This is a genomic window from Priestia sp. JV24, from assembly GCF_025910025.1.
GTDB lineage: Bacteria > Bacillota > Bacilli > Bacillales > Bacillaceae_H > Priestia > Priestia megaterium.
The window spans coordinates 16,807-30,214 of the sequence record NZ_JAPCIN010000016.1 but is presented as its reverse complement, the minus strand read 5'-3'; the positions used below and the strand labels follow the sequence as shown (position 1 = coordinate 30,214).

Annotated in this window: 13 protein-coding genes; 11 read left to right on the top strand and 2 right to left on the bottom strand. The window is 36.1% G+C overall.

The genetic code is table 11. The features are described 5' to 3' along the window. Nucleotides 1-122 precede the first annotated feature (122 nt). The 8 genes from OK414_RS12600 to OK414_RS12565 all read left to right on the top strand — a co-directional run bounded on the left by OK414_RS12600 (nt 123) and on the right by OK414_RS12565 (nt 7,528). Nucleotides 123-1,559 (top strand): FAD-binding oxidoreductase, encoded by a 1,437-nt coding sequence (locus OK414_RS12600; RefSeq protein WP_263045896.1) that lies wholly within the window; start codon nt 123-125, stop codon nt 1,557-1,559. Next, the gene (locus OK414_RS12595; protein WP_263045767.1) at nt 1,556-2,119 is read left to right on the top strand and encodes an MFS transporter; all 564 of its coding nucleotides are present in this window, start codon (nt 1,556-1,558) and stop codon (nt 2,117-2,119) included. The genes OK414_RS12600 and OK414_RS12595 overlap by 4 nt, the downstream gene beginning before the upstream one ends. Nucleotides 2,120-2,530: 411 nt before the next feature. Then, the gene (locus OK414_RS12590; protein WP_263045766.1) at nt 2,531-2,722 is read left to right on the top strand and encodes a hypothetical protein; all 192 of its coding nucleotides are present in this window, start codon (nt 2,531-2,533) and stop codon (nt 2,720-2,722) included. A 398-nt stretch (nt 2,723-3,120) separates the two neighbouring features. After that, entirely contained in the window at nt 3,121-3,465 is a 345-nt protein-coding gene (locus OK414_RS12585; protein ID WP_034651882.1) for a DUF2294 domain-containing protein, read from the top strand. 188 nt (nt 3,466-3,653) lie between these two features. Beyond that, nucleotides 3,654-4,448: a formate/nitrite transporter family protein gene (locus OK414_RS12580; protein WP_233335114.1), complete on the top strand. Its 795-nt coding sequence runs from the start codon at nt 3,654-3,656 to the stop codon at nt 4,446-4,448. Nucleotides 4,449-4,884: 436 nt separating this feature from the next. Further along, nucleotides 4,885-5,067, top strand: coding sequence for a hypothetical protein (locus tag OK414_RS12575; protein WP_230586613.1), 183 nt, complete (start codon nt 4,885-4,887; stop codon nt 5,065-5,067). Between the two features lie 116 nt (nt 5,068-5,183). Continuing rightward, entirely contained in the window at nt 5,184-7,085 is a 1,902-nt protein-coding gene (locus OK414_RS12570) for a GTP-binding protein (RefSeq protein ID WP_263045765.1), read from the top strand. A 131-nt stretch (nt 7,086-7,216) separates the two neighbouring features. Next, complete coding sequence (locus tag OK414_RS12565) at nt 7,217-7,528, top strand: hypothetical protein (protein WP_263045764.1); 312 nt, start codon at nt 7,217-7,219, stop codon at nt 7,526-7,528. A gap of 59 nt (nt 7,529-7,587) precedes the next feature. On the opposite strand, the gene OK414_RS12560 is transcribed toward OK414_RS12565, so the two are convergent. Beyond that, a complete protein-coding gene (locus OK414_RS12560; protein WP_263045763.1) occupies nt 7,588-8,115 on the bottom strand; it encodes a hypothetical protein in 528 nt (175 codons plus the stop codon). A 224-nt stretch (nt 8,116-8,339) separates the two neighbouring features. Here OK414_RS12560 and OK414_RS12555 point away from each other — a divergent pair, with 224 nt between their 5' ends. The 3 genes from OK414_RS12555 to OK414_RS12545 all read left to right on the top strand — a co-directional run bounded on the left by OK414_RS12555 (nt 8,340) and on the right by OK414_RS12545 (nt 11,485). After that, entirely contained in the window at nt 8,340-9,743 is a 1,404-nt protein-coding gene (locus OK414_RS12555) for a glutamate decarboxylase (protein WP_263045762.1), read from the top strand. 214 nt (nt 9,744-9,957) lie between these two features. Next, nucleotides 9,958-10,971 carry a hypothetical protein gene (locus OK414_RS12550; RefSeq protein WP_263045761.1) on the top strand — a complete coding sequence of 338 codons (1,014 nt, stop codon included), beginning with the start codon at nt 9,958-9,960 and terminating at the stop codon, nt 10,969-10,971. A 184-nt stretch (nt 10,972-11,155) separates the two neighbouring features. After that, the gene (locus OK414_RS12545; RefSeq protein ID WP_034651898.1) at nt 11,156-11,485 is read left to right on the top strand and encodes a hypothetical protein; all 330 of its coding nucleotides are present in this window, start codon (nt 11,156-11,158) and stop codon (nt 11,483-11,485) included. Here OK414_RS12545 and OK414_RS12540 read toward each other — a convergent pair. Beyond that, nucleotides 11,471-12,406, bottom strand: a complete 936-nt coding sequence (locus OK414_RS12540; protein ID WP_263045760.1) for a 3'-5' exonuclease — start codon at nt 12,404-12,406, stop codon at nt 11,471-11,473. The genes OK414_RS12545 and OK414_RS12540 overlap by 15 nt on opposite strands. Nucleotides 12,407-13,408 lie beyond the last annotated feature (1,002 nt).

Here is a 13,408-nt window from a genome sequence, read left to right as displayed (position 1 = left end):
TTTTCTTCATATACTTTCTCAAAATAACACCAATAAAGTGTAAAATTACACTTTATTGGTGTTATTTCACTTTTAATATGGTATAATTTCACAGAAATAAAGAAAGGAGCTTACAGTTTGTGATGAAGAAAAACGTGTTGTTAGGAACTTTTTTATCTTTTTATCTAGTAGGTTCATATGCCTCCTATCATATTTATAAACAGCAGCAAAGCCGTCCTGTAACGGGGGATGTTGCTCGGCTTCTTCCTACAAAAGTCAAAGAAATAAAGCGTGGAACAACTGAAAAACAGATAAAAGATTGGGTGAAAACCGCTTCACAGCATCATGAAAAAATAGCGATTGCAGGCATGCAGCACAGTCAAGGAGGGCAGACGTACTATCCAAATGCTATTTTACTTGATATGAAGCAGTACAATAAAATTATAGATTACAAGCCCCGTCAAAAAGAAATTACGGTTCAAAGCGGGACAACGTGGAATGATATTCAGCAATATATACATAAAGACGGTCTTGCTCTTCAGGTTATGCAATCACAAAATATTTTTACCGTTGGAGGTTCTATCAGCGTGAACGTACACGGCAGAGATATTCGATACGGTTCTTTAATGGATACGATAAAATCTATGCGTCTCCTGCAGGCCGACGGGTCTATTATCGAAATTAGCCGGACAAAACACCCTGAGCTGTTTTCTTTAGTAAACGGAGGCTACGGGTTATTTGGGGTCATTTTAGATGTGACGCTTCGTTTGACGGACGATGAATGGTATGAAGATGAAATTATTCGCTTAGATTATAGGCAGTATACAGCGTATTTTAAAAACTACGTACAGCATAACTCTGACGTTCGTATGCATATGGCGCGTATTTCTGTTTCTCCTAATCAATTGCTAACAGATATGTACGTCACAAACTACCGTTTATCTTCTCAAAATACTTCTACTGTAAACGAACCGCTCACGACAGAGAAAATAGTGGCGCTTCCTAAATTTATGCTAGGACTGTCTCGGTACAGTAACTGGGGAAAAGATATGCTGTGGGAAACACAAAAGGCTTATTTCTTAAAACAAAATGGACGACTTGAAACGAGAAATAATGTTATGCGTTCTGAAAGTGATTTTATGGAATACAAAAGTGCTAGCCGGACGGAAGTTTTACAGGAATACTTCGTTCCGGTGGATGAATTTGCTTCTTACATCGATGATTTACGCGAAGTGTTAGCAACAGAGAAATTAAATTTACTGAACATTACTGTTCGCTATGTAGAAAAAGACAATAAAGCAGTCATGTCTTATGCAAAAGACGATATGTTTGCTCTCGTTTTACTTATTAACCAGAAAAAAGACCCTCAAGGGATGGCTGATACACAAAGAGTTGTCAGAAAAATGGTGGATGTGACGCTGCAGCATCAGGGAAGCTATTACTTGCCTTATTACGGCTACCCAAGCAAGAAGCAATTAAAAGAGGCTTACCCTCATACAACCGCCTTTTTTAATTTGAAAAGAAAATATGATTGGAACGAAACGTTCGTTAATTTATTTTATAAGGAGTATGGAAAATGACGTACAAACAACTCTTACACTCACAAAGCCTGATGATTACCGCAAGCAGTATTATTTTTCCTTTTTACCTTTTGCTGCTTCGAAATCTTGGCGATAGTTATTCACAATTTGGCTTAGCTTACGGAATTTTCGCTTTAACCGCAGCTTTGAGTCACCCTTTAATCGGTTCATGGAGTGATAGGGTAGGAGAAAAGCGCTTGCTTCTTTTATATACGTTTGGGATGGCAGTTGTTATGATTATTATTCCTGTTTTAACAACGATCACGCAGGTGTATATAGTTCAAATTATAATGGGGCTACTTGGAGCTCTTCAAAAAACAGCAGAAAAAATAGCGTTATCTAGGCAGACAGATCGTGCTCATAGGGGAAAACAAGTAGGACACTATCATTTATGGACCTCTATATGGGCAGCTTTAGCCGTAATTGCAACAGGGTATATCATTGATTTTCTTACAATCGGCAGCCTTTTTTATATCACTTCGTTTATGTATGTAGCGGCAGGGGTATTAATATGGCAAAAACCAAAAACAATCGAGCTTGAACGCCACCATTCGCTGTAAAAGCATATATGGACAGGTCACTTGAATTTTTTAGTTCGTATTATAAGATACTATAAAAAATTTATGTTCTCCCGATATAAGTACTGAAAGGAGAAACGTTTATGCAAGGTATAAGTATATCAGGGCAAGGTGCATGGTCTTCTATTATGGTATCGTTCGCTATTTTCATCATTATATGGGGTCTGATTCCAGGCTTAACTATAAAGTATGTATGTAAAAGTCAAACACTAGGTATAGCAAGTTTTTTTGTTGGTATTGCCTATGGGGTTAGAGCAGGTCATTTCCTTATATAAATACGATTTGGTGTAAGTAAGGAAGCTTGGACCGCTATTAGCTAAGTGGGAATCCCTTTTGTTTCCTGTTATTTTTTTAGAGCAATTCTCCATAATAACAGTTAAAGAGGTGAATCCCATGACAGATAACAATGTTGGGTTTGGAGTTAGCGGAGGCGAAGAGACTAGAAAAAAATCTACTGCTTCTAGTGAAGCTCCTATATCTAATGATATACAACAAAATCAGAAACAAGATAACTACGAAAAGCTTAGCCACCAATTAAATTCATTATCTGATGATGAATTTAGAGCAGATCGTGATGAAGATTAAGGGTTTCCTATCAAAAAAGAATATTTAAATTAAATAAAGTATTATGAAAGTAAACTAATTGGATTCCATGACTTTAACGTGATAGCATTAACTACTGGTACAAACATACCACTTGACTATTTTGACATACTATTTTGTCAAAGTTCTTAGTTATTTCTTTAATAACTGAGAATCCATTTGTAACCTTTAAGTAGAGATATAAAGGTAATCCTTCACTTTAATAAGTGGAGGATTTTTTTTATCATTTTGTAATGGTTTTGCGATTGTTTGGATTAACGGGGATAAAACAGATACATTGTATACAATGTAAACGTCGTCATGTATAATGTAACTTATTCTTAGTTGAAAACTTGAATGAGCAGGGGAGACATACTCGAGATAAGCGGAGGCATACACCAGTGTCTAAGAAAATACATGATTTTAATGATATTATCCGAAAGCTGCGCAAAAAACTTTTTGGAAAAGGTCCAGAACGAATTCATACTGTATTTGTTCAAAATATGGCTATTTCAACTTTGTACGGCAACTTAACGCCAGCTGAACAATTTATCGCGAGAACAACCGAAGGTAAAGAGACGGTACATATGGCAAGAACGAAGCTTATTCAAAACCTTTATGCTGCATCTCCTCCAGAAGGGCTTGAAGACTTGTTAGGAGCTAAGCTGGAGTACTTATTTTCTGATATCAAAGTGGAAGAAGATATCGCTGTTTCTGTGTTTGTGTTTGAAACCAATATTCAATAAAACAACGTAAAATACATAATTTAATTAAATGAAAGAGAAGTAGGATCTGCTTGTTTTTTATTTGATTTTATTATAGATAATGATGACTGATATACTGTAAAGAAAGTGCAGGATTATTAGGCAGCATTCAAAAACCTTGTGTAAAAGGTGTTTTTGAGTGCTGCCTTTTTTAGTTAAGGAGGAGTTTTATGGCATTTCACAAGCCGGATAAAATGTTAAACATCGCTTTAGAAGCGGGGGTTTCAAAAACTAAGCTGTCCCTTTCTTCTATTCTTATGCTTGGGTTTTTAGGAGGAGCGTTTATTGCGCTTGGTTTTTTACTAGATGTGCGCGTCATTGGTAATTTACCAGTTGAATGGGGAAGTTTATCGAATCTTTTAGGAGGGGTCGTCTTTCCTGTAGGTCTTATGCTGGTTGTGCTCGGGGGAGCTGAGCTTATTACAGGGAATATGATGTCTGTTTCCATTGCTCTGTATGCAAGAAAAATTTCACTTCGTCACTTGTTTCATAACTGGTTTTGGGTCACGCTTGCTAACTTTTTAGGAGCCGTATTTATTGCGTATTTCTTTGGACATATTGTCGGGTTAACAGAAACGGGGCCTTTTTTAGATAAAACGGTAGCAATTGCTCAAGCTAAAATTGATGACTCATTTTTTAAAACGCTTATTTCTGCTGTGGGCTGTAACTGGCTTGTATGTTTAGCTATTTGGCTTTCATACGGCGCTGACGATGTTACGGGGAAAATTCTTGGTATTTGGTTTCCGATCATGGCATTTGTTGCGATTGGCTTTCAGCACGTTGTAGCCAATATGTTTATTATTCCCGCCGCTATTTTTGCAGGTCACTTTACATGGATTGATTTTATGACAAATATTGTTCCTACCTTTATCGGAAATATGATAGGAGGAGCTGTATTTGTAGGCCTTATTTATTTTTCTTCTTATCAACAGAAACAAAAAGAACAATTAAAAAAAGCTTCTTAATCAGGTTTTATCAGTCGTTATTAAAAACAGTCTCTTAGTCAAGAGGCTGTTTTTTCTAATAGAGAAAGGTGAAAAATGTATTTTTAACAATTTATGTATGATAACATATAAAACAATTAAGTTCGGTAAAAGTTCAAGTTCGCTTTTTATTTTCATAATAATATTATGGTTAACTAGATAGTAATGAATACATGTACAAGGGAGAGAAAGAAATATTGAATATTGGTATAGGATTGATTCTACTATCTGTCGCACTACTATTTCTTATATTAGGAATGTTTTTACGCAAAAAGGGAAAAAAGGTATGTAGCAACAGTTGGTTAATCGTAGGAACATTGATTTTATCAGCAAGTCTAGTATTACTTACTGGTTTATATGATCCGTATGCAAATCATATTTAATAACTTACTAACGGAGAGTGAAGAAATTGAAGTTCATGTTTGCTGTTTTATTGATTATATTTGGCAGCATTTTAGTTGGGTTGACTATTAACAGTCTAGGCGCGACGGGTAATAACATCCTGCATTTAGCTGGAATTGGGTGCCTTATAGCAGCTATTTTTATAGCAAAAGGCAAAAAAGATACTAAACGCCGGACAAAAAGGGAATGCGATGTTTAATCACGCATTCTTTTTTGATGTGAGCAGTTCTAGGCCTTTGTCGTCCACTTTTTCTTGCGATTATTATAAAATAGAAAGTAACAGCTATACATACAGCAGTAAGGTGGTATTTAACAATGAAACAATCTAACAAAACGATCGGCATCGTAGCGCATGTCGATGCAGGAAAGACAACGTTTTCCGAACAGCTTCTTTATCATACCAAAAGTATTAAACAACGAGGAAGAGTCGACCACAAAGATTCCTTTCTTGATACCCATACGATTGAAAAAGAACGAGGGATTACGGTATTTGCCGATCAAGGAACTTTTTCATATAACGGTTCTACTTACTATTTAATTGATACACCGGGCCACGTCGATTTTTCACCTGAAATGGAACGTTCTATTCAAGTGATGGACTATGCGATTGTTATCTTAAGTGCAGTAGAAGGAGTCGAAGGCCATACAGAAACTGTTTGGCAGCTGCTTCAAAAACATCGTGTGCCCGTATTCTTTTTTATCAATAAAATCGATCGTGTAGGAGCAGATCCTGAACGTGTTATAAACGATATTAAACATAACTTAACCCCCGATGTTTTTGACATAACGTCAGAGCTTTTAGATGCATTTATGGAAGGCAAGAATGCTCAAGCTTATTGGAGAGCGGCTATGCAAAAGCTTATTCAAACCAATCAGCTTTTCCCGTGTGCCAGTGGTTCAGCTTTACAAGACTTCGGTATTAAAGAATTTTTAGAGAAGGTTGATTTGTTAACAGAAACTCGCTACTCGCAGGAAGAAGCATTTTCAGGTCGTGTATATAAAATTCGGCACGATGAAAATGGCATGCGCATCACGTTTATCAAAGCTCTGAGCGGGAAGTTACAAGTGCGTGATGAAGTGGCTTATGAAAAAAAAGGAGATCTATACGAAGAAAAAATCACTCAAATTCGTGCTTATAACGGAAGCACATTTAAAAACGTAAATGAAGGTTCAGCAGGCGAACTTTTTGCGGTTACAGGGTTGTCTTCAGCATCGATTGGGGACGGTCTTGGAACATTAAAAGAAAGCCGCTCCTACGAACTTTTGCCTACGTTAAAATCAAAAGTTGTTTTTGAGCCTTCTGTTCATCCAAAAGAAGGAATTAAACTTTTTCAATTATTAGATGCTGAAGACCCTTCTTTACATGTAACGTGGGAAGAAAGGACTCAAGAGCTTCATATTCATGTGATGGGAGCAATTCAGCTTGAAGTCCTCGAAAAACTGATAAAAGAACGTTTTAATATAAATGTACAGTTTGAAGAACCAGAAATTTTGTACAAAGAATCCATTCAAAATACAGTGATGGGCTACGGGCATTTTGAACCGTTGAAACACTATGCAGAAGTTCATTTGAAAATAGAAGCAGCGGAACGAAACAGCGGAATTACTTTTGAAAATGCTTGTCACGCCGAGGATTTATCCGTGGGGTATCAAAATCTAGTCCGTCAGCATATATTTGAAAAGCCGCATCATGGTTTGCTGACAGGTTCACCTATTACTGATATAAAAGTGACATTATGCACTGGACGAGCTCACAACAAGCATACAAGCGGAGGAGATTTTAGAGAAGCAACGTACCGTGCACTGCGACAAGGGTTAGAAAAAACAGAAAATATTGTGCTAGAACCGTATTATGACTTTAAAATTAAAGTAGATATTGATCAAATGGGAAGAGTATTAGCTGATGTTCAAAGTGCACACGGTCGCTTTGATTCTCCTGTAACAACCGAAAATAAAGCGATTATTACAGGAAAAGTTCCTATTGCTACTTTTATGACCTACGGTTCGACGCTAGCATCTTTTACGCATGGAAAAGGAGCGATGTCTCTATTATTCGGAGGGTATGAACGCTGTCATAATGAAGCAGAAGTGATTGAACAAATCCGCTACAATAAAGAGGCGGATCCCGAATACAGTTCATCGTCCGTCTTTTGCGCAAAAGGACAGGGCTATACGGTTCCTTGGAAAGAAGCAGAAGAAAAAATGCACTGTTTATAAAAAGCACTGTAGCGATTGCTACAGTGCTTTTTCGTAATGGGTTTTTATCAGTTTTTTTCTCTATACCTTTACAATAAAATCCATATTATAGTATAGTTTACTTATATTTCTAAAAAAGAGGTGATAGAAACGTGGATGCTACTGTTAAAACAACTAAAAGCGGGATAATAGGCGGGGTTCTTGGAGGAATTTCACTTTTATATGTCATTATTAATACTTTATTGATCCTTAACTTTTTCACAGGGCTTATTGCGGCCGAAAAGCTTCAAGGACTGCCTATTATCGCACCTATCTTTTTAGTTCCGCTCATGATTGTTCCTGCAATTATTGGTTTTTTTATAAAAAAAGACAAGCTCTGTCTATGGGCGATTATTTTAAATATCATCTTGTTTCTTGTACCAATTAGCTACCATATTATCCGTACATTAGTATTTGGCCCTTAATTAAAAAAACGAACAAACTTCAATATAAAGTTTGTTCGTTTTTTTATATCATATAACCACTATTGAGCCGGAGCCGGAGCAGTAGCTGTACTGCTGTTTTCGTCTTTCACCATCATCCTTACGCCTTGTATAACCGCAATTCCTTCCCACTTATCGAGATCAGGTTCGAGAAATTCTAAAGCAAACGTGTGGGGACGTAATGACAGAAAAGAAGAGAGTGTGCGGACTTGAATAACAGGAACGCCGGAACGCAAAACGTCGAATTTGCGATCTGTTATATTCCCCGTAATTTCATATGTATCGCCATCGTTTCTGATATAAAGATACTTCTTTTTTAAAAAAGTAAATTTTCGCTGAATCATGCCAACTTCATTTCCGTGGTGATCAGAAATAATCAGCTTCGGCATAAGGGCAAACATTTTAGATTTACCTGTAAATATAATTTCTTCGTCCTTTAAAATCTCAAATTTATTAGCAATAGATAACTTATATGCGACATTTCCAATGACGTCTTGTGATTCATTATAAATAGGAGATTCACCTAACTCGAAAAACTTGTCTTGCAAGATAATCCCTTGTTTCTCCATTTAAAAACCTCCTTTAGAATATATTACCATATTTTCCACCCTTTGAGTTGTGCCAAGCAGATTTTTATGAGTATCACTAAATAAAGATCACCCTTATGTGCTGCGGATAATGGAAAGAATGAAAATAGTCTTCAAAGCTCATAATGTGTAAAGGAGACCTGCTTGTTATAACACCAGGTGAACGTAAAGCAGTTTGTTAGATATACATAAGGAGATGATACTTTATGCCTCAATGGCATCCGCATCGTGAACAAAAAAATTTACCTGATGAATTTCCTGTTAATCCACTTTTTTCTCGACAAGGAGAAGTGACGATTCCAAGGCTGCGTATCAGTGATCAAGGTATGCTTCCAGAAACAGCTTATCAAATCATTCATGATGAAATTGCTTTAGACGGAAATGCCCGTTTAAATTTAGCTACGTTTGTTACTACGTGGATGGAGCCTGATGCAAAGCGTTTGTACGGAGAATCTTTTGATAAAAATATGATCGATAAAGACGAGTATCCGCAGACAGCGGCTATTGAAGAGAGATGTGTACGTATTTTAGCGGATTTGTGGAATTCACCTAATCCTGATACAACGATGGGCGTTTCTACTACAGGCTCATCTGAAGCATGTATGCTTGGCGGACTGGCTTTAAAAAGACGCTGGCAGAAACTGCGTAAAAGTAAAGGGCTATCAACGGACCGCCCGAACATTGTATTTAGTTCATCCGTTCAAGTGGTGTGGGAGAAGTTCGCAAACTATTGGGACGTAGAACCTCGTTATGTGAACATTAATCCAGATCATCCTTATTTAGATGCAGAAGGCGTCATTAATGCGGTTGACGAAAATACAATTGGCGTCGTACCGATTCTTGGAGTGACGTATACAGGAGTTTACGAACCAATTGCTGCTATCTCAAAAGTATTAGATGAGTTACAGGAAAAAACAGGGTTGGATATTCCTATTCATGTAGATGCCGCTTCTGGAGGTTTTATCGCTCCATTTCTTCAACCAGACCTTATCTGGGATTTCCGCTTGCCTCGAGTAAAGTCCATTAACGTGTCAGGACACAAGTATGGTTTAGTTTATCCTGGCTTGGGATGGGTGATTTGGAGAGAAAAAGAGGACTTGCCTGAAGATCTTATTTTCCGCGTTTCTTATTTAGGAGGCAACATGCCAACTTTCGCGCTCAACTTCTCTAGACCAGGAGCACAAGTTCTTTTACAGTACTACAATTTCTTGCGTTTAGGTAAAGACGGCTATTATGCTGTGCAAAAAACCTCTCAAGAAAACGCGCTGTTTCTCAGCAAAGAAATTGGAGAAATGGAAGCATTCGAAATTCTTGCTGATGGTTCAGATATCCCGGTTCTTGCTTGGAAACTGAAAGAAGGATATACGCCAAACTGGACGCTTTATGATTTGTCTAGACAACTGCGTACGTATGGATGGCAAGTTCCTGCTTATCCGCTGCCTGCAGACATGGAAGAAATAACAATCATGCGCATTGTCGTTAGAAATGGATTTTCAAGGGACCTTGCTCATTTATTTATGGTTAATTTCAAACAAGCCGTTGAATTTCTTAACTCGTTGGATAGACCTGTTCTTAAAGACACGAAATACGACAATGGATTTCATCATTAACTCTGTTACGAAAACACAAAACCGTGTTATAAAAAATTGCATGGCTTTGTGTTTTTTTATGCATAAAAAGATATTTTTTTCAAAAAATTCCATAAACAACACAAGAAAACATTCTTATATTTTCTTAATTTTGGTATAATAACCCCTAAGGTTTTTATAGTTCTTTAGAATTACATAAAACCTAAAAAAAGATAAAAAAAGGGGATAATAGTCTATGAAAATGTTAAAAATTGCTTTTGGTATTCCACTGTTAGCTATATTGCTAGCAGCCTGTAGCGATGAGACCAGTGAAACTGTATCGCAAAAAGAAGAGCCTACAGAGAAATCAACAGCGGTTCATACGAAAGAAAATGGCAATAAAACGGCTGTAAAAGAATCATCGCCGAATACATTACAAACAAAAGCATCCACAATTAAAAAAGCAGTTAATTCTAAAGAAGCTGATCGCGATTACTTATTAAACGTAATGAATGGTTATCAGTATATCCAAGTAGGTGACAATCAGTATATTTACTATGGCATTAATCAAGAGCAAAATGTTTTTTGTATGATGGAAGTTAATTTTGACGCCAGTGGTGATTATGTAGAAAACATCAATTTTGTTGATAATGCTTCAGAAGAACAAATTGCTTTGCTTCAAAACCAAATACAAGAACAACAAAAGCAATTATCAGACCTTGAACAGCAGCAAATGGAAAAGGAATTAGATGATTACTATGCGCAGCTAGAAGAAGACCGACAAAAAGAAGAAGAGGCGCAGGCCAAAGCTGATGCAGAAGCTGTAGCTCAGGCAGAAGCAGATCGCAAAGCGGAGGAAGAGCGTTTAGCAGAAGAAGAGAAGAAGAAACAGGAGGAAGAGGAAGCTCAGGCAAAATCGGATGAGGAAGAAGCTGAGGCTGAAGCTTTTTTAGAAGATGAGGCGCAAACAGAATCGGAATCAGAGCAAGAAGAAGATACAGAAGCCCTTGAGGAAGAGGAACCAGCCGAACAAACAGTTTCCCAAGAGCAAGCTATCCAGCTAGTTCGTGATCAGCAAGGCATATCTGAAGATTCACCTCTCCTTGTAGCATATGATCACGTTGACGATTCAGGAAACTATATTATCCATGTTTATGAAAATGTTGTGGATAATGAAGAAACAGGAGAAGAACATACAGCTACACAAGGTTGGTATCAAGTAAGTCCTAGTGATGGGGCAATTACTGATGTTACGGTAGACGGTTACTAATAAAATAAGCTGTTAATTAAACATAAAAAGAGCGATACAAAACCTCAAAAGCAGCTATTATACTTTTGAGGTTTTAATTCCTGTTATAGTTCATTCACTTTTGTAAAGAGAAAGTGCATTATAAAACTAAACATCAAAATTTAATGCATCAAGTACAAGTATTAAGGGCAGCAGTGGTCAGCCAATGTATGAAAGTGAGCCTAATAATGATTTCAAAATAGTAGATACACTGCTAAACGAGAGAGTAACATTTGGGCAATTCGAAGATACTCTTGATATAGATTTTTATAAGGTGAACGTATCTGGAAAAGGTGCTTTACTAGTAACGGTTGGAACAGACACTACTTCCAATATCGATTTACTATTTTTAGCAATTGAATATCAAGATCATGGTTATTTAGAATACTTAGGTTCTGAATATGATGATTCTGTTCTTGAGAGTTTATGGAATGAAGGGGATAAGGAAAGAGCTAAATTATGTACCAAAGAGAACGGATTTTCATCCTCTCTTTAAAGAAAGCTGGTTTAAAGGATATAGAGTGCTTTCATCTAAAATGATAATTTTCGATGAGTATTCGAGATGTTCATTATAACAAAGCAGCAAATTATGATAAAAATCCACTAAAAGACCGACATAAAAACTATTTTCCTCCGAAAACAAACCAGAGCGATTGATAAGAATATTTTCGTATTTTTTAACGATTCTTTGAGTTCTCTTTATAATTTTTACCGCATCTTTCATTTTATACATTTCATTTAATTCTTCCGCAAATATGTGGAGGTCTTTTTGTATTGCCTTTCTAAGCACTGCATTCATTTCTTTAATGTTCTGCGGTACTTCTTCCAGAATAAATTGCTTTATCATAATGAAATCAGACTGCACTGGTTCGTTCAAAAAGTTTAGGTATATACGAAGAGTGTTATACGCATCATACATCGGATTGTGCTTTTTACCCTCAAACTGCAAATTATATAAAGCTAACCCATTTTCTACTGATACGTTATTTTTAGAAACACGCTTTGTAAAAATTGCTTGAAAATCAACATAACGCTGTTCTATTTTCTTTATAGTAGCAAGAGAGATTTCGTGCTTTACCGCATCTATTTTTAAACGAGATAAATCGCTGGTAGACCAAGAGAAAAAACGGGATTTTTTAATTCCACCAATCCAGGTTAAAAAGTCTTCAAAAACATTTTTAAAATTACTTGCACCGACTAAATCAGTATCTTTAATGCCGGTTAACTCTGTGCAAAAGCGGCTTAAGGACACCCGTTTTGTAGGTTGAATATAACGGTCAAAAAACTCAATGTCTTCTGTCTCGATATTGTACTTCACCGCGCCGAGCCGAATTGCTTCCATATCTTCAAACGGCATTCCTTTGTTTGAACACAGCATTTCAAAATCAAAAAAGATAAATTGTTTTACATCTGCCATATTCTATGCTCCTCTCTCTAACAGGTTATTATAAGGGAAGAGCGGCGAAAGAGGAAGAACTAATAAATTCCAAACGTTGAGAATAACAATGAATTATTTCAAAAGGCTAGGGGGCGCTTATCAGCTTCTAGGTAGCGGAAAAGTTTTTGAAGCTCTTGGAGGGACATATAAACAGGAAGCTTTTTGTCTGATTTTGGCGCTTGGATGTCAGCAGTGAAGTCTGACTTCATATAATTTTCTTCTAAACGATATTGACTAAGTAGCTTGATATACGGCGTTGTAACGTTCTAGGCTTAACTCGATGATTAATTACTTAATTCTGCACAAAACGACGTACACTTAAAAAGGTCATCCAAATCAAGTGAGTGATTATTTTCTTATAGGAAGTCTTGATAAAGCCATAAAGCAAACGAGTAACCAAGACAACGCAATAGGTGATATGTATTCCAAAGATCTAAGAGTAAGGGAGACCTCAATGATTTTATTTCTTTTTCTAGTTTACATAATATATATTCTAGGAACCAATAGATAAAACGTGAATTATGTCTCATTTAAAAAGTATACTTATGATAGTGAGACAGAATTCAAAAATGAGATAGGGTTTGTGTTTATATGATTTAACTCACTAAACTAATTATCAGCAATATTTGTTCAATTAGAACAAATGCGGATATGATTTTATAGAATGCATATTGATTTCACCAGATTGTTTTTAAGTTTGATCAGTTCGATTTATATTTATAGATTTTGAAAAATAAATGAGTTTACTTGTAGGATTTAGATTTTATACTCATTTATTTTTTCTCATCGTATTCTCAATAAACTCTTTGCAAATTGATAAAATCTGTTTGTGTGTAATCTTTTAAGGATTTATTTTCTACAGAACGTATATTTTTCATTCAGTACATATGTTTGCATTAAATGGATTTTTATTCATTTGCAAAAGTTAAAACCTCGTATTTTCTGTAATAAAATACATAAAATAGTATTTTTATTCTATCT